The organism is Niallia oryzisoli (assembly GCF_036670025.1).
In the GTDB taxonomy this organism is placed as follows: domain Bacteria; phylum Bacillota; class Bacilli; order Bacillales; family Cytobacillaceae; genus Bacillus_BD; species Bacillus_BD oryzisoli.
Map to the genome: position 1 here is coordinate 2,064,158 of NZ_CP137640.1, position 18,216 is coordinate 2,082,373.

Annotated in this window: 15 protein-coding genes and 1 pseudogene; 9 read left to right on the plus strand and 7 right to left on the minus strand. The window is 38.2% G+C overall.

The genetic code is table 11. The features are described from left to right. The first annotated feature begins 123 nt into the window (after window positions 1-123). Entirely contained in the window at window positions 124-2,004 is a 1,881-nt protein-coding gene (gene selB / locus R4Z09_RS10360; RefSeq protein WP_338452244.1) for a selenocysteine-specific translation elongation factor, read from the plus strand. Between the two features lie 61 nt (window positions 2,005-2,065). On the opposite strand, the gene R4Z09_RS10365 is transcribed toward selB, so the two are convergent. Next, on the minus strand, window positions 2,066-3,115 hold the full coding sequence (locus R4Z09_RS10365) for a M42 family metallopeptidase (RefSeq protein ID WP_338452245.1): 1,050 nt from the start codon (window positions 3,113-3,115) through the stop codon (window positions 2,066-2,068). 224 nt (window positions 3,116-3,339) lie between these two features. Here R4Z09_RS10365 and R4Z09_RS10370 point away from each other — a divergent pair, with 224 nt between their 5' ends. After that, complete coding sequence (locus R4Z09_RS10370) at window positions 3,340-3,573, plus strand: hypothetical protein (RefSeq protein WP_338452246.1); 234 nt, start codon at window positions 3,340-3,342, stop codon at window positions 3,571-3,573. Window positions 3,574-3,595: 22 nt separating this feature from the next. Continuing rightward, a complete protein-coding gene (gene helD, locus R4Z09_RS10375; RefSeq protein WP_338452247.1) occupies window positions 3,596-5,959 on the plus strand; it encodes an RNA polymerase recycling motor HelD in 2,364 nt (787 codons plus the stop codon). A gap of 79 nt (window positions 5,960-6,038) precedes the next feature. Here helD and R4Z09_RS10380 read toward each other — a convergent pair whose 3' ends face one another. The 4 genes and pseudogenes from R4Z09_RS10380 to R4Z09_RS10395 all read right to left on the minus strand — a co-directional run. Beyond that, window positions 6,039-7,673: a PhnE/PtxC family ABC transporter permease gene (locus R4Z09_RS10380; RefSeq protein WP_338452248.1), complete on the minus strand. Its 1,635-nt coding sequence runs from the start codon at window positions 7,671-7,673 to the stop codon at window positions 6,039-6,041. Beyond that, window positions 7,660-8,430, minus strand: a complete 771-nt coding sequence (locus R4Z09_RS10385; RefSeq protein WP_338452249.1) for a phosphonate ABC transporter ATP-binding protein — start codon at window positions 8,428-8,430, stop codon at window positions 7,660-7,662. The genes R4Z09_RS10380 and R4Z09_RS10385 overlap by 14 nt, the downstream gene beginning before the upstream one ends. A gap of 12 nt (window positions 8,431-8,442) precedes the next feature. Then, a complete protein-coding gene (locus R4Z09_RS10390) occupies window positions 8,443-9,342 on the minus strand; it encodes a putative selenate ABC transporter substrate-binding protein (protein WP_338452250.1) in 900 nt (299 codons plus the stop codon). A gap of 411 nt (window positions 9,343-9,753) precedes the next feature. After that, window positions 9,754-10,030, minus strand: a pseudogene (locus R4Z09_RS10395) (ABC transporter ATP-binding protein); the annotation flags it as partial. Here R4Z09_RS10395 and R4Z09_RS10400 point away from each other — a divergent pair. The 3 genes from R4Z09_RS10400 to R4Z09_RS10410 all read left to right on the plus strand — a co-directional run bounded on the left by R4Z09_RS10400 (window position 10,029) and on the right by R4Z09_RS10410 (window position 13,200). Further along, on the plus strand, window positions 10,029-10,979 hold the full coding sequence (locus R4Z09_RS10400) for an L-threonine 3-dehydrogenase (protein WP_338452251.1): 951 nt from the start codon (window positions 10,029-10,031) through the stop codon (window positions 10,977-10,979). The pseudogene R4Z09_RS10395 and the gene R4Z09_RS10400 overlap by 2 nt on opposite strands. A 227-nt stretch (window positions 10,980-11,206) precedes the next feature. After that, a complete protein-coding gene (locus R4Z09_RS10405) occupies window positions 11,207-12,121 on the plus strand; it encodes a VOC family protein (RefSeq protein WP_338452252.1) in 915 nt (304 codons plus the stop codon). Between the two features lie 44 nt (window positions 12,122-12,165). After that, window positions 12,166-13,200 carry an amidohydrolase family protein gene (locus R4Z09_RS10410; protein WP_338452253.1) on the plus strand — a complete coding sequence of 345 codons (1,035 nt, stop codon included), beginning with the start codon at window positions 12,166-12,168 and terminating at the stop codon, window positions 13,198-13,200. Between the two features lie 82 nt (window positions 13,201-13,282). Here the strand turns inward: R4Z09_RS10410 and R4Z09_RS10415 are convergent, their stop codons facing one another. Both R4Z09_RS10415 and R4Z09_RS10420 read right to left on the minus strand, forming a co-directional pair. Next, window positions 13,283-13,555, minus strand: coding sequence for a hypothetical protein (locus tag R4Z09_RS10415; protein ID WP_338452254.1), 273 nt, complete (start codon window positions 13,553-13,555; stop codon window positions 13,283-13,285). Window positions 13,556-13,778: 223 nt separating this feature from the next. Beyond that, window positions 13,779-14,672, minus strand: a complete 894-nt coding sequence (locus R4Z09_RS10420; RefSeq protein ID WP_338452255.1) for a LysR family transcriptional regulator — start codon at window positions 14,670-14,672, stop codon at window positions 13,779-13,781. A 414-nt stretch (window positions 14,673-15,086) separates the two neighbouring features. Here R4Z09_RS10420 and zupT point away from each other — a divergent pair, with 414 nt between their 5' ends. The 3 genes from zupT (at window position 15,087) to R4Z09_RS10435 (ending at window position 18,211) form a co-directional block, all read left to right on the plus strand. After that, on the plus strand, window positions 15,087-15,893 hold the full coding sequence (gene zupT / locus R4Z09_RS10425) for a zinc transporter ZupT (RefSeq protein ID WP_338452256.1): 807 nt from the start codon (window positions 15,087-15,089) through the stop codon (window positions 15,891-15,893). Between the two features lie 614 nt (window positions 15,894-16,507). Further along, window positions 16,508-17,530, plus strand: a complete 1,023-nt coding sequence (locus tag R4Z09_RS10430) for a polymer-forming cytoskeletal protein (protein WP_338452257.1) — start codon at window positions 16,508-16,510, stop codon at window positions 17,528-17,530. A 168-nt stretch (window positions 17,531-17,698) separates the two neighbouring features. Further along, a complete protein-coding gene (locus R4Z09_RS10435) occupies window positions 17,699-18,211 on the plus strand; it encodes a DUF3231 family protein (protein ID WP_338452258.1) in 513 nt (170 codons plus the stop codon). Window positions 18,212-18,216 lie beyond the last annotated feature (5 nt).

An 18,216-nucleotide genomic window follows, 5' to 3' on the forward strand; every position in this document is an offset into this window, starting at 1 on the left:
GTTAGAAAATGTTATAGGCAGTCCATCCTTTACTAAAAGAAACAGATAGTGCTGGAGTAGGTCCCGCGACTCGGCAGCATGCTATAATAGAATTAAAATGTACATAAAAGCAGGTGACAGCAGGTGAATAAACGATATTTTACAATTGGTATGGCAGGTCATATCGATCATGGAAAAACAACACTGACAAAAGCTTTAACAAATGTAGATACGGATCGGTTAAAGGAAGAAAAGGAGCGGAATATTTCCATCGAGCTTGGTTTTGCACCTTTATTCGAGGATGATGAAATTCAAATTTCTGTTGTCGACGTACCGGGACATGAACGTTTTATCAGGCAGATGATCGCCGGTGTCGCCGGTATTGATCTGGTTGTTTTAGTTGTCGCAGCTGATGAAGGAGTGATGCCGCAGACGAGGGAGCATCTTGAAATTCTAAAATTTCTCGGGGTAAAAAACGGTATAGTTGCGATTACGAAAATAGACCGCGTGGATGAAGAACTGATTGAGATTGTGAAAGAAGATATTTTTGACGAGTTACAGAACACGGTCTTTGAACAGGCCCCGTTTGTTCTCGTTGATAGTCTTTCACATAAGGGGGTCGAAGAATTAAAAACGGATATCATTGACACATTAAAAGCACAGGAAATGCGTGATGTTCGTGGAGCCTTTCGTTTACCAATTGATCAGGTTTTTACAGTTAAAGGACAAGGGACAGTTGTGAGAGGAACCGTCTATGAAGGATCGATTGAAGAAGGCCAGGTTCTAACGATTTTGCCAAAAGGTCTGCATGTAAGGGCTAGACAGATTCAGGTTCATCATCTTCAGGTTCAGCATGCATTTGCCGGGCAAAGAGCAGCGATTAATCTTTCCGGTGTGACAAAGGAGGAGCTGGAACGCGGGGATGTACTTGTTTCTTCGGAGCATTTTATCGTGACGAAAACGATTGATGTCGCGATGCAGGTTGTCAGTGATTTAGACTATATCGTGAAGCAGCGTATGCCGATCAAATGTCATATCGGTACTTCCGAGGTCATGGGGCGGATTGTCTTTTTTGACCGTAATACAATTGAAACGGAGAATGATGAAGTCCTGTGTCAGTTGAGGCTTGATGAAGAAATTGTGACGAAACGCGGTGACCGCTTTATTTTACGAAGACCGACACCAACGGAAACAATCGGCGGCGGCTGGGTGATTGAACCGCGCGGCGAAAAATATAAATTTGGTTACAGGACAATTGAGCAGCTGGAGCAGAAAAAAGTCGGAACAGCAAAGGAAAGAATAATCGCAGCCCTTGTCGAAGCAAAAAGCCTGTCATTACATGAGCTGATAAAGCGGACATCACTTTCTGAGGAATCTCTTTTAACCGAGTTAACTAGTTCGGAGTTTGTTCTTATTCATAAAAAGGAATATACGATGCAATCCATTATGGAGACACTTTTAGAAGAATTCACAGATCGGATTTCCTATCACCATACCCAGCATTCCATGAAACCGGGGATAAATAAAGCAGAGCTATTACATCATTTACAAAAGGACTTTCCAAAAACATTGTTAGAATATGTTCTTGACTATGGTGTAGAAAGAGATCTATTAAGCAAAAATGGGCAATTTGTTGCATTACACAATTTCATCCCCCATGTTCCAAAAAACTGGCAAAAGCGTACGGAAAATATGCTCAGTAAGTTGAAACAGGATGGATTTCAAGTTCGCTATCTAGCCGATTATTTTAAGGATGATGGAATCCCGGACTATCTGGTTAATGATATCAAACATTTTCTTGAGGAAGAAGAGAAGATTGTGTCACTCGATGGCCAATACTATTGGCATGGAGAAGTGTTTCAAGAGGCTGTAACGAGGCTAAAATCAGAAACAACATCAGCGTTTGATATAGGGATTGCAAAGCAAATACTTGGACTGTCCCGAAAGCTGATGATTCCTTTCCTCGAGAAGCTTGACCAACTCCAGTTAACTGTAAGGGAAGAGAATAAGCGGTTTTGGAAGTAATCAGTAATCATATGATATAGAAAAAGAAACAGCCAGAATCACCGGCTGTTTCTTTCTATATTCAGAGAATCATTTCCGACTGTATATAATGGAATAACAGCTCGGCTGTCTCTTCGAGTGCTTGTTGATGTGTTCGCTCAAACGCATGGGACGAATCAATACCAGGTCCTACTAACCCATGAATAATATCATGCCCCGCCCGAAGTGCAGCGGAAGCATCGGAGCCATAGAATGGATAGAGATCAAGTTTGTATTGTATGCCATGTTCTTGGGCAAGTTTTACAAGTCGTTTTCTAAGTTCATAATGATACGGACCGCTGGCATCCTTTGTACAAATGGACACGGTATATTCATCTGTTGACTGCCCATCACCAATCGCCCCCATATCGACAGCTAAGAATTCAACTGTTTCCGGTGTAATATTTGAATTACCGCCATAACCGATTTCTTCATTATTTGATATAAGAAAATGAGTCGTATAGGGCAGTGTAATGTTTGCGGTTTTGATTCTTTTGATAAGCTGTAAAAGAATCGCAACGCTTGCTTTATCATCTAAGTGCCTTGATTTAATAAATCCCGAAGGTGTGATTTCAACCCGTGGATCGAAGGAGACAAAATCGCCGACCTCGATGCCCAGCGCACGTACATCCTCTTTCGTGCGGACTTTTTCGTCGATTCTGACTTCCATGTTTTCTTGATTTCGTTCCTTTTTATCTGCATCCTTATAAACATGTACAGATGTTTGGTGCATCAGGATCGTACCGCTGTATTTTTTTCCGGAAGCCGTTTCGATTGTACAATATTCTCCTTCAATCGAGTTATATTTGAAACCACCGATTAAATCGAGCTTTAATCGGCCGCTATCTTTTATTTCTTTCACCATCGCACCTAAAGTATCGACGTGAGCGGTAAGCATTCGATGGTGCCTTGAATCACTGCCTGGCAGTGTGGCAATCAGTCCGCCTTTTCGGTTTCGTTTTGTTTCAATCTTAAGCTCTGATAAATAATCTTCGACAAAAGAAATGATTTCATATGTATTTCCGGATGGACTCGGAATTAATAACAGGTCTTTTAATAGCCTAATCGTTTCAGCATTGTGATGAATGGACAAAAGCAGCCTCTCCTTTCTTTAATTACAACCGTCCTTAATAAGTATACCTCTAAATGTAAAAGTTAAAAAAGAATGAGCATTATATAACTAAAAAACAATACGGATAGGGGACGGAAAGAAGCAAGCTTTCATTTGATACTATTAGGAAAGATAGATATAATTTGAGTTATGTTAGAAGAAAGTTGCATAATTGCTATTATTTGAATATAAAGGGGAATGTAGGAATGAGTAATTGCAAATTAGACCACAGTCATGAAGACGTACTAAAAAAATATGAATCACAAAGTTCTTTCTTACCCGATGAATTAAATGGTAAGTTCGAAAGCTATTTTTCAAAAGAGCATACACAAGCAGAATTAAATGAAATGTTTCATCTGCTGAAAAAATATGACTTATCGTCTGTAGAGGAAAAAGAAGCGCGAAATAAGCAAATGCTGCTGTTGTTAAATAAGGATTAACCGGTTTAGTAGGAGTGGTCTTATGAGTAAAGAAGAAGCGAAGGAAATGGCCAAGGAACAAGAGCGGATCAATCATATGATTATTGAGATTGATCACACAATAAGGAAATTGCAAAATCGCACAAGCGATATTAAATCAGATACTATTGAACTAAGAAAAACATTTTGGCAGGATGTAACAGTAAATCTTGATGAACCTGATGATGTCATTGAAACGTTTACAAGTATCAAGCAGCAGGCTGAGTTATTATCTGAGCGGGAAAGAAGTCATGGTCAGCTTCATAAGCGGTTAAAAACATTAGCAAGACTAAAAGATTCGCCATATTTCGGCAGAATTGACTTTAAAGAGGACGGGGAAGCGGAAGAGCACATTTATATAGGGATTGCCTCCTTTATGGACCGAAACGAGGAGCAATTTCTAATTTATGACTGGCGCGCGCCTATCTCAAGCCTTTATTATGATTTTCCTCCTGGCTCGGCTTCATATGAAACACCCGAAGGAACGATAACAGGTGAAATGACGTTAAAACGACAGTATATTATCCGAAACGGTCAAATGATTTCCATGTTCGATACAGGAATTACGATTGGAGATGAGATGCTGCAAGAAGTACTTGGGGCAAATGCAAGTACGCAAATGAAAAGCATTGTCGCAACCATCCAAAGAGAGCAAAATCAGATCATTCGTAATGAAAAAAGTAAATTGCTCGTTGTGCAGGGGGTTGCCGGCAGCGGGAAAACATCTGCAGCGCTGCAACGAGTGGCCTATTTACTATACCGCTACCGTGAAACACTATCATCGGAAAATATTATGTTATTTTCGCCTAACCCATTGTTTAACAGCTATGTGTCGACCGTGCTTCCTGAACTTGGCGAGGAAAATATGAAGCAAACGACCTTTCAAGAATATTTGGATAGTCAATTAGGAACCCATTATCGAGTCGAGGATCCGTTTTCCCAGTTGGAATTTATATTGAATGAAGAAGCATCGGCCTATTATCACACAAGACTGGCAAGTATTCGTTTTAAAGGCAGTCTTCACTTTAAAGCTCTAATCGATTCATTTCTCGATTCTATTCATCTTGGCGGTCTTTATTTTAAAGATATCTTTTTCCGAGGCAGGGTGATTGTCTCCAAAATGGATATGCTCGATCAATTCTATCAGTTGGACGCTGCGATGTCGATTCCAAATCGAATTCAAATGGTAAAGGACTGGATCATGAAAGTCCTCAGAGCACAAGCCAAAAAAGAACAGAAAAAGAGCTGGGTGGAAGCGGAAATCCAATTTTTAGAGAAGGAAGATTACTTAGCAGCCTACAATTCCTATAAGAAAAAACACGGCTCAGGCGAAGATACATTTAATGATTTTGAGGAAGAGCAGAAATTTCTTATTAAACAAGTTGTCAATCGGGAAATGAAGCCGCTGATACACAGTGTGAAACGATTGAAATTTATAGATATGAAGAAGATTTACCAGCAGCTATTTACAGAGCAGCTGGAAATTGAACAGCCTTTTCCACCGGAATGGGACCAAATCAGACAAATATCAATCACTGCTTTGGAAAAAAATATTCTTCCATATGAAGATGCGACACCGTTTTTATATTTGAAGGAACGGATAGAAGGTAAAAAGGTGAACTTAAGTATTCGTCATGTATTTATTGACGAAGCCCAGGATTATTCGCCATTTCAGTTTGCTTATTTAAAGGAGTTATTTCCATACAGCAAAATGACTTTATTAGGTGATATGAACCAAGCGATTTTTCTTCATTCCAAGGATATGGTGAATATCTTTCAAGTGGATCCTGATTCAGAAAAAGAAACAATCACCTTGACGAAAAGTTACCGGTCTACGAAACAGATTGTAGAATTTACGAAAGGATTGGTGATTGACGGGGATAAAATTGAACCGTTTAATCGAGAGGGCAGGAAGCCGACATTATCCATCGTGTCTGATGAACAGGATTTACAGTGTAAAATACTCGAGTGTATTCAAACACTGCGTAATAGGGGATATCAAACCATTGCTGTGATTGGTAAAAATGCAAATGAGACAAAGCATGCTTTTGAAGGATTGTCCGGTAAAGTAGATGGATATTTAATGGAAAAAGGCTCCATTCATTATGAAAAAGGGCTCGTGTTTATTCCGGCCTATTTAGCAAAAGGAATCGAATTTGATGCCGTTATTATGTACAATGCTTCGCAGAAAAACTTTGGCCGGGAAATGGAGCGCCAACTTTTTTACACTTCCTGTACGCGGGCGATGCATGAGTTACATTTATTTTCTATTGGTAAAGAGAGCATGTTTATTACAAGACAGCCTCAAGCTACCTATGATGTGTTGCCGAATTCTGAAATCTTGGAGCTGGGGGAGAGAAAGCACTAGGGCTGCAAAAAAAGATCGTAATGCTTGACCCTAAGGGTGTGGGCATACGATCTTTTCCTTTTTCAGGCAGCAGAGTTCCTTATTTTGCTGCTTTCCGTGCTGCCTCTGAAAAAAAATCGGCAATAAAAACGAGGATGCAGTAGCACAAGAGCAAGAGGGTAACATCTGTATAGTGAAAAAAGCTTAAACTCATTTTAAATTGCTGACCTAAACCACCTGCACCGACAAAACCAACGACGATTGTTGTCCGCATGATAACTTCCCAACGGTATAAAATATACATTAAAAACTGCGGCATGACGGCCGGCAGTACTCCATATAACAGCATTTGACTTTTCGAGGCGCCGCTTGAGGCAAGATTACGTACTGGACGTTCATCCAAGTCTTCAATTACTTCAGCACAAAGTTTTCCAAGAATACCAAAGTTATGAAGCGCCAATGCAATTGCGCCAGGTAAAACACCTGGTTTTAAGATAAAAACAATAATCATCGCCCAAACAAGTTCCGGAATGGCGCGACTGAAAATATACATCACGCGGATAAACCCAAAAAGAAGCCAGTTATACCATTTCTTCATTAACGTAAGTGATCCGTCTGCGATATTTCTAGCAGCAGGAACGACGGTTAAAAACATCGCAATCGTTGATATACCTATCGCCATGACACTCATTCTAAGCGTTTCATAGGTGAGTTTGAGGGCTTCTTTCCAGGCCTCGCTATTTAAAAAGGCAGGCTGGCCCACTTCGCCGATTCCAAATAAGCCAGCGAAAAACTCTTGAGCATAATAGGCATTTTTTTCCGAGAATAAATCCTTCAGACTTGCCTGCTCTATTGCAAATATAAACCACCATGACATACCGAGAAGAGCGGCTGTAAGGAACACGGAAAAGGTGACAAAGGTAAAGCCTTTTTTTGCTTCGTGCATTCCTTTGCGCAATTGGACGCTCCAGTTGTCGACAAGTACAACAATTCCAATTAAAAAGAAAAGAAACGTCCATACTTCGTCATATTTTAAGTCATTTAACGATAACTGAATTTGAAAGCCAAGTCCTCCTAAACCAACAAAGCTCATGATAGCTGATGAGCGGATTGCACATTCGAACCGGTACATCGTATAGCTGATGATGTTTGCGCGAACAAGTGGAAAATACCCATAAAAAAGACATTGCAGCTTCGAAGCACCTGATGAACGAAGCGCTTCGATTGGTTCCTCTTGAACATCACTCAGCATATCGGCAAATATACGTCCTAATATCCCACCGTAAGGAATGCCTAAGGCTAAAATGGCGGAAAGAGGGGATAAACCAAAAATAGCAACAAAAATTAAAGCCCATACAAGCTCATGAATGGCACGCAAAAATCCAAGAATGCCTCGAAAAATCCCTTTCGAAATCAGTTTAGTGCTCTTTCGGTCATGTAAAATCCCTGACGCAAAAATACCGAAGAAAAAGGCAATGAAAATGGCAAGTGCCATGCCGCAAACCGCATATGCAAGCGTAATCCACGTCGATTCAATTGCCAGTTGGATTATTTCAGATGATAAATTCGGATGTAGGAGAGCTTCGCCAACTTGCCGAATGGTTGCTAAGCCGCCGGAATGAACTAAATTCTCATTCCATTTAACGGCAAACAGACTCCAAATAAACACTAAAACCAAAAAGACTGTTAAAACATTTTTGCGCTGCCCTTCGAGCGTGTATTTAAGATTCCCCATTATCTGACCGCTCCTTTAGCTGATAAAGATCAGACAACAACAAATCACTTACTTTTTCGGCAGGCAAATCAAAAAAGACTTCACCGTTTTTAATCGCAATGATCCTTGTAAAATATTTTCTTGCATATTCCACTGAATGAAGGCTGGTAATCAATGTTTGATTTTCTTCCTGCGCAAGTTTCGTTAACATCGAAAGAATATCTTCAGCACGGGCAGGATCCAATGACGCTACCGGTTCATCAGCTAAAATAATTTCAGGACTTTGTAAAAGCAAGCGGGCTAATGCGACGCGCTGCTGTTCGCCGCCGGATAATTTTGAGGTTTGCTCCATGAATTTATCGGCTAGGCCGACTCTTTCTAATGCTTTTAGGGCAGCTTGTTTTTCCTGTGGAATAATAAGTGAGACCAGTGATTTAATCAACCCCCAATCTGCCAAGCGACCGGATAACACGTTATGAATTACAGGGAGCTGACCGACAAGATCAAATTGCTGCCTGATAATACCGATTTTTTTGGCTAATGTTTTGCGATTGGTTAATTTTTCTGAGGGAATTCCAGCAATCACAAGCCTTCCTTCATCAGGCTTGACTATTGTGGCAAATGTATTAAGAAGGGTTGTTTTCCCTGCACCGCTTGGTCCGATTAGTGCAATCAATTCCCCCTTTTTAATAGAAAAAGAAAGGGAAGATAAGGCTATCTTCCGCTCATAGTATTTCGATAAATTTTTTACTTCAATGATTTCTGTAGATGATGTCAACCTCTTCACCTTCTATTTAATAATGCCAACTTCCTTGGCAACTTGTTCAATTGCCTCATAATTACTATTTTTAGTTGGAATAAAGTTCTCTGATTGGAATAGTTCCATAATTTCCGGCTGATCCGCACTGTTAAGGGAAAGAAGAGCATCGGTTACTTTTTGTTTTGTTCCTTCGCCAAATTTATCATCAACTTTGTTGATGGTCCAATGATAATCATAGTAGCTTGGCGTTGTATAGAAAACATTTACTTTGCTTGTATCAACTTTCTTTTCTGCAACTGCCGCATCCCAGACGGAAATGTTTAACACACCGGCCTTCATGGAACCAGATTCAACTAATTTGTAGGTTTTGTCGTGTGAGCCGGAATAGTTTGGCTGGCCGTCGAAATCCTTTTCCGGGTTAATGCCTGCTTCCTCTAAGAAATAACGCGGCATTAAGTGACCGGATGTAGAGCTTTCGCTGCCAAATGTAAAGCTTTGGCCTTTTAAGTCTTCAAGACTTTTGATATTCGTGTTTGTACCTGCGATAAAAACGGAATGGAATTCCTCATCTATTGGTCGTTGCGCAATTGCTTCAGCTTCAGGTACTACGTTTCTAGCTTGTACGCCAGTTAGACCGCCGAACCAGGCTAATTGAATTTCACCGCGTTCAAAAGCCGTAACTAGTGCAGCATAATCGACAGAAGGTACATATTCAACTTTAAGATCTGTTTTTTCGGTTAAATAATCAGCTAATTTACTTAAGCTTCTATTCATATCGGCAGCGTTTTGGTCAGGAATCGCACCGATTTTAAAAATTTCTTCATTGTCTTCTGTCCCTTGAGTATTTTTTTCAGCTTCTTCATTACCAGAACAAGCAGACAGTAAGATTAGCAATAGCAGGGTAAAGCTAATTGTAATGAGCTTTTTCATTATACAGCCTCCAGTTAGTTGTTTATACCTATTTATTATAACGAAATAATTTGTTAATGGATAGATTTATTCTATTAATAATCATTCATTTTATCGATTGATGAAACAGGTATGTATCTGTTTTTCCGTTTTATAAAGAAGATTCCACCGGCTAAGATCCGGTGGAATTATGTAAGATTTTTTATGACTATCTACTGATACATTAAAACTAGTTAGTAAGTTTTTGTGACCATTTTTCCACATTCCATACTTTTATAATCCAGCCCTCATAGAATTCAGGTCAGGCTCATGGCATACAAGAACAATTGTCCCATTGTATTTTTTTAAAGCGCGTTTTAATTAATAGTTTTTCTAACTCTTCGGTGTTGCATCAGCCATTTTCGCTGTTACTTGGTTCAGTTCATTTTCCTATTCATACAATGGAAGAAAGGCATCCTTCAAGACATCACGCATGGTTTTACCCGATGTTAGGACCGTGTTTTGATCAATAATAGCCGTATTCAACATTTGGCTTCCAATCTTCTGTTCCGGAGTTGTGTATTATGATATTCATTAAAGTTGATTTCCTAACCCCGTTTGCTCCTACCAAACCGACATGATCTTCCGCTAATAAGCCAAAGGAAACATCCTTAAATACAGTTTTATCGCCAAATGTATGGCTTAATTTATGAATGGAGAGGGTTACTATGAAACGAATCATGATTACGGGTGCATTAGGCCAAATAGGTTCTGAATTAACGCTGTTTTTAAGGAAACACTATGGTGCAGAGCATGTTTTAGCAACAGATATCAGAAAAAATGATACAGAGGTTGTCAGGTCAGGACCATTTGAACTGCTTGATGTAATGGATCGAAAAGCTTTTAATGAAGCAGCCGGCAGATTTCATGCCGATACGATTATCCATTTGGCCGCTCTTTTATCCGCAGTTGCTGAAGGAAATCCACTTTTAGCTTGGCACCTCAACATGGGCGGCTTATTGAACGCACTTGAGACGGCAAGAGAACAAAAAGCTCAATTATTTACGCCAAGCTCCATTGGGGTATTTGGACCTTCGACACAAAAAATCATGACTCCACAAGAAACAGTACTTCGTCCCGTCACAATGTACGGCGTAAATAAAGTGGCGGGTGAGCTTTTGGCCGATTATTATTTTCATAAATTCAGTGTTGATACAAGAGGAATAAGGTTTCCCGGCTTGATTTCCTATATGACCCTGCCAGGGGGAGGAACGACAGATTATGCCGTTGAAATATTCTATGATGCGATTCAAAACGGCCGTTATACTTCCTATTTAAGGCAAGGAACGTATATCGATATGATGTATATGCCTGATGCTTTGAAAGCCATTGCAGACGTGATGGAAGCGGACACTAAACAGCTTAAGCATCGCAATGCCTATAATGTCACGGGCATGAGTTTTTCCCCGGAAGAACTCGCATTGGAAATTCAAAACCATCTACCAGGCTTTACCCTTGAATATAAGATTGATCCTGTCAGACAGAGGATTGCTGACAGTTGGCCTGATCAAATTGATGCAAGTGCCGCCAAGAACGAATGGGGCTTTGTCGCTCAGTATGATCTGCCAAAAATGACAAAGGATATGATTGAAAAACTATCAGATAAGCTCGCACCATAAAGGATTGGGAAGTGCCCGGAACAGAAATCAACAACTACGATTATCAGATCCTACTGCTATAAAGCATATTATTTGACTTTTTATGAATAAAATGAGTTATACGAAATCAAAAAAATATTTTCAATAACCGAGCTAATTCCCAAAAATATATAATTAGACAAATAGTCGAATTTCAGTTAAATTTGTAATATATTCAATTAATTTTTACTGCAACAGGAGGAATACTAATGATTCGTTATAAAAAATTAGGCTATGTCGTATTAAACGTAACAGATTTAAATAAATCAACTGATTTTTATGAAAATGTAGTAGGAATGCAATTTGTTGAACGTGAAAATGAAACCGTATACCTAAGAAGCTCAAGAGATCACCATAATTTAATTCTTGAACAAGGTCCTGAAGCAGGATTAAAACGCGTTGCGTTCGAACTTGAAAAAGCTTCTCAATTCCAAGGTGTATTTGACTATTTAACAGAGCAAGGCTTAAACCCAGTAGAATTGAGCAAAAAAGAAACGCAAAGCCTTGCACAAGGCAGAACATTACGATTCAAAGATCCTATCATTGGTGTTACTTATGAATTCTATGTCGAAATGATGCAAATGGGCTTACCGTTTGTTCCTAAAGATGCAAAAATCACAAGATTCTTACATGTAGTATACGATACAAACCGCTTTGATGAGTTATTAGACTTCTATACAAATGTATTAAACTTCGTAGTTTCTGATACTTCAGGTAGAGAAACAGCATGGGCATGGTTACGTGCATTCCCTACACCATATCACCACAACCTTGCGATTACAAAAGGTCCTGAGAACAAATTAAATCACTTAGCATACCAAGCTGAAACTGTTGATGATATAGGTAAACAAGTTAATCGCTTAAATGATCAAAATGTTCCTATTCTTTTTGGACCAGGAAGACATCATCCATCAGGAAGTATCTTCCTATACTTTGCTGATCCAGACGGCTTAACATTGGAATACAGCCAAGGAATGGAAGAATTCCCTGAAGAAGGTGCAAGAGAACCACGCCGCTTAGAGCCAAGTAAAGAAACAATCGATGAGTGGGGCGGAACACCAAAACCAGACTTTGCTAAATATGGAAAAATCATTCAAGAGGATCTTGCAAAGGTCGAAAACTAATCGATAAAACTAACATAAAATAACATAAATGAGGAGGGGACATTTTGTCTAAAGAAAAACATTTTCGTGTAGATTTTCATGCGCATATTATTCCTGGTAATTTCCCTGATTTCGAAGAAAAATACGGCGACAATCGTTTCCCAACATTAAAGCATACATGTGATTGTGGAGCGGAAATTTATAAAGACGGTAAATCATTCCGTAAAATTGATGATAATGCTTGGGATGCAAAAAAACGTATTGCCCAAATGGATGAAGAAGGAATCGACGTCCAAGTCCTTTCTCCAATTCCGGTTACATTTGCGTACTGGGCAGATGCAGAAAAGTGCTTAGAACTGTCAAAAGCACAAAATGATTTTATCGCTTCTGTTGTTGCAGAATATCCTGACCGTTTTGTCGGACTAGGAACTGTTCCATTACAAGATGCTGATTTAGCAATTGCTGAAATGGAAAGAGCGATTAATGAATTAGGCTTAAAAGGAATTGAAATCGGAAGTAATGCAAATGGTAAAACGCTAGACGATCCAGAAATTTTACGCTTCATTGAAGCAGCTGCCAAAATGGAAGTACCTATTTTTGTTCACCCATGGGCTACTGTTGGTGTAGAAAGAATGCCTAGACATAACTTTATGTATTCGATCGGTATGCCATCAGAAACAGCACTTGCTGCTGGAAGCTTGATTTTCAGCGGTATTTTAGAGAAGTATCCAAACCTAAAAATTTGCTTCTCACATGGTGGAGGCTCATTCCCTTATGTATTAGCTCGAATTGATCAAGCATGGGAATCATGGCCGCATATCCGTACAACGGAAGAAAAACCAAGCTATTATGCAAAACAGCTGTATTTTGATACGCTTGTTTATGATCCAAAAAATCTTCAATTTATGATTGATAAATTTGGAACAGATAAATTGATGGCAGGTTCTGATTATCCGTTTGTATTACGTGAAATTCCATCAGGAAAAGTAATTGATGTGATGGAGCTTGATGAAGAAGACAAGAAAAAGATGCTTGGCGAAAATGCTGTTAAGTTTCTTGGTTTAAATAAAGCAAATTATGTAAAAGAACCAGTTAAGTAAAAATAAGATTTTATAAAAAGAGAACTTTACCTTTTATACAGGATGTATAAGGAAAAGTTCTCTTTTTATTTATATATGAATTTTATATACATTGGAAAATAGGCTTCTCCTTTAAAATGCTTTTTAATTTAAACATAATTGTGTTAAAACACTCATTTTTGTACGTTTGTACAAGTGCAGCTTTTAAATTGTGTTTCATAAAAAATACATCTATTTGTTTTTGCACGTAACGGACAATTTGCTCTTTGTAAAATAGCTTCTTTCTCACAATTTTTTCATTTACATCATCCGTCAATGAGTAAACAAATTTGATCATGGCTAGTTCCATATTACCGCAAAATTCAACGATATTCATTTCTAAATACCTCCTTGTTGTCAATAGTTTAAGTATGATATTTACATTATCTTTACAATGCATGTACTCATTTTAAAGTATTTGCTTAAAAAATCAACATAAACGACAAAACTTGTCAAAAAATACTTTATTCATAAAAAAAGGCCATTTCTTGGGAGCTGGAAGGATTCATTTATTCCAGATCCTAAAGAGATGCCCTTTAGTTTGTCCTTTATATGAAAGATTAATTTAAACTTCGATTCTTTAAAGTGGTTTCAAAAAATTGTAAAAATAAGTGGATTCTATCCAATTTTGGAGAATTCTTCTTATAGATACCTGCAATATTAAAAGTAAGGTTTTCAAATTCCGGAAACGGAATCAATACGTAATCATGATTAATGACGTCAGGATCATTACCCAGTGATAGTTCAGGAATAATACTAAACCCCCAGTTGTTTTTCACCATTAAGTTAACCATTTCAAAGCTGCCGACTTCAATGCGCTGCAAGTCCTCGACACCGACTAATTTTTCATCAATTTTTACCCAAATAGGTGTTTCTCGCCGATAGCAAATCATCGTTTGACCAACTAAATCAGCCTTTGTAATTTCTGATTTTTGTGCCAAAGGATGGTCTTTTCCTACGACAAAGATAAGCTTTTCATGAAACAGCAATTGATACTCTAGATCATTAAATGGGATCACATCCCTTACCAGACCAACGTCGATTATTCCCTTTGTAATCATATTAGAAATTTCAATTGAATCGATTGCTTCAACTAAATCAAAAGATTTCTTATTTTGCTCTCTTAATAAGGATAATATTTCTAAGATGATAAAGACAGAGAAGGCAGGAGATAACCCGATTGTTAGTGTTGGAGATTTTAAAAGGTCAATGGTGTGTCTTGCTTCATTCATGTAATTAAGTATTTTTCTGGCAAGAGGAAGTAAAGCGCTTCCTTCTTCTGTCAAAAGTATTTTTTTTCCGTCTCGATAAAATAATTTACAATCTAGCTCTAATTCAAGTTTTTGAATTCTTGCGGTTACGGCTGGCTGCGTTAAATTGAGATACTCTGCTGCCCGTGAGTAATTATTAAATTCATAAACGGTAATAAACGTTAAAAGTTGTTCGTTATCCACGTTTATCCCTCCTGTAATTTATACTTTATTGCTTGTTAATATCAATCAGATTTCACTATGTTGGAATAATGGTGTTTTTTTTAACGAGGGGATTTAGTCATTGAAATGAAATAGCTATTACCATTAATAATAGTATTTAATTTGAAATCTTTCAATTTATTTCGACAAAATATTTATTTATTGTGTCTATATATTTAACGTCAATAGTTTAATGAATTAATGTATATACGTTATTTATCTTATTAATAAGCGTATTCATTGCAAGTTATTTTTACTGTAGATTAAAATGTTGATCATAGGAAACTTTTTGTGGTCAATGCATATGTTAAAACAGATGATTTTTTTATGATTAAAGTTGCCTTTACAAAACATATTTTAATTTGTTCAAAAGGTTTTATAGAGGAGAGGGAATAAATGACGGAGGATGTATTATTGGCATTGGGGCTGACGCTGTTTGCTGGTTTAGCCACGGGTATTGGTAGTATCTTAGCCTTTTTTACGTCAAGGACAAATACAAAGTTTTTGTCATTAGCACTTGGATTTTCCGCGGGCGTAATGATTTATGTCTCCATGATTGAAATTTTCGTTAAAGCGAAGGATGCGCTTGTCGGTGCGATGGGGAAGGTGCCGGGTAATTGGGCAACAGTCGGTGGTTTTTTTGGCGGGATGTTATTAATTGCCTTGATTGATAAATTCATTCCAAAACAAGGAAACCCTCATGAGTTAAAAAGAGTAGAGGAAATGAGACAGGTTCCTTCTGCAGCTGATCCCGCCCTGTTAAAAATGGGTACATTCACAGCCCTTGCAATTGGAATTCATAACTTTCCTGAAGGGATAGCCACATTTGCCTCTGCAATGCAAGATCCTGCTTTAGGGATTGCGATTGCCGCAGCGATTGCGATTCATAATATCCCTGAAGGAATTGCTGTATCGGTACCTGTTTATTTTGCAACGGGAAGCAAGAAAAAAGCATTTAAGCTTTCATTCTTATCAGGTCTGTCAGAACCAATTGGTGCCCTCTTAGCCTTTTTCGTGCTGATGCCATTTTTAAATGATATTATGTTCGGGGTCATTTTTGCAGCTGTTGCAGGAATTATGGTCTTTATCTCGCTTGATGAGTTATTGCCGGCAGCTAAAAAATATGATGAAGCACATACATCGATTTACGGAATGATCGGCGGTATGGCTTGCATGGCTTTAAGCTTACTGTTGTTTCTTTAATAAATCTGATTCCGAGAAAAGTCCCAATTGGGACTTTTTTTGCATGGCAGCTGTCTAGAAACACACTTTTTAATTAAGGAAATAAATGATTATTTTAGCAGGAAAAGATACGACTAAAGTCTTAAACAAAACACTAAGGAGGAAAATGTATGAAACTGAAAGCATTACTAACATCAATCTCTATACTCACAGGATGAAAATCATAACATCACTGCTTCATACACGTTAACAGTGCCTAAATTAACGGTTCAAAGTCCAAACTTTAAAATCCAAGGTGGAACGAACGGTTAAAGGTGATGTATTAGTGGAAGCACAAGGCTTTACATTGGATAAGACAGCTACTATTGACTATGCTAATGAAGATGTGAAATCTTCGGCTATCATAGACGGTAAAGTGACTGGTTCGACCGAAACAAATCAATAATAAAATAAGAAAATGACGTATGCACTGGCATACGTCATTTTCTTATTTTATCAAGTTCTTTACTATAAAAAATGTGAATTTATTATGATCACAAATTCACAAAATGTACATATGCAACTCGTTTATAAATAAACAAAATATGATAAATTGAGTTCAGGAAGTACTATTATCATCCTAGGAGGAAAAGCACATGAAATTCAAAGCATTATTAGCATCAACATTACTAGTTGGCTCTTTAGCTGCTTGTGGAACAGATGAGAAAGCATCTGACGAAACAGCAGAAAAAGCAACAGCACAAGAATCAACAGAAACAAAAACAGAAATAGCTGAAAAAGCCGATGCGGTTACTACAGCATCAATCGTAAATGATGCAGAGGGACTAAAGAAAGCTGCAAGTACTGAAGGAACATGGATTTTTGCTATTCTTAATGACGTAACCATTGATGATGAATTAGTTGTAGCTGGAGAATTTCATGATAAAGGAGACGCTGCAAATCCAATCTATCGTAAATTTGCACCATATGCACAAGATGAGAATCACAATGTGACTGCAAGATATACATTAACAGTACCAAAAATGACTGTACAAAGTGAAAACTTCAAAGTACAAGCAGGTACTGTAAAAGGTGATGTTTATGTAGAAGCAAAAGGCTTTACGCTAACTGCTGATGCTACAATCGATGGAAACATTTACTATGCAAGCGAAGACTTAAAAGCAACTGCAGTGATTGAAGGTAAAGTAACGGGGGCACAAGAAGTGAAAGTAGCCTCAGCTGATGCAGATGTTGTAACAACAGCTTCAATCGTAAAAGATGGAGATGCGTTGAAGAAAGCTGCCAGCAAAGAAGGAAATTGGATCTTCGCTATTCTTAACGATGTAACGATTGATGACGAATTAGTTGTAGCTGGAGAATTCCATGATAAAGGCGACGCTGCAAAGCCAATCTATCGTAAATTTGCCCCATATACACAAGATGAGAACCACAATGTGACTGCAAGATTTACATTAACAGTACCAAAAATGACTGTACAAAGTGAAAACTTTAAAGTACAAGCTGGTACAGTTAAAGGTGATGTATACGTACAAGCAAAAGGCTTTACTTTAACAAAAGATGCAACAGTTGATGGAAATATCTATTATGCAAGTGAAGATCTAAAAGGAACTGCAGTAATTGAAGGTAAAGTAACTGGAGCTCAAGAAGTAAAAAAATAATAGCTAAAAATGATTTTCAGTAATAAAAAGCGTTCTGGCGTTCTGTTTATAACAGAATGCTTTTTTATGGCTAATTATTCCTCTCATGATATCCCTGCAGGTTGGCATCATATTAATGCCACGCTAAAAAAAAGGGGCAATGGTATGTACAAATTGAGGGGGATGATTATGGGTATACTTAGCGGAAATCCGAAAGAAGAGCCATTACATTATGGCGAGGTTTTTGCCTTATGGACTCATTTAAACGCATCAAAAGCATTTGTGGCAGGATATGAAACACTTTTAAATCATATTGGTGATGAGGATTTAAAAAGACTGGTTGAGGACGTATTAGAGAATGGAACAAAAACCGAGATTGAAGAGGTCGAAATTGTTTTAAAAGAAAATGGTGTCGGTCTACCTCCAACACCACCAGAACGTCCAAAGGCCTGTTTAGAAAATATCCCAGCCGGAGCGCGCTTCATGGATCCGGAAATTGCCAATCAGCTTGGCGTTGCCCTCGCAGCAGGTCTTGTCAGCTGCAGTACGGTTATTGGACAGTGTATTCGCGAGGACATTGCAATGATGTACGGACAATTCCATATGAAAAAGGCACAATATGCAGCGAAAACGTTAAAGCTTTTAAAGGAAAAAGGCTGGCTTGTACCGCCTCCGCTCCATCTTGATAAAGCGGAATGCTAAGTCAA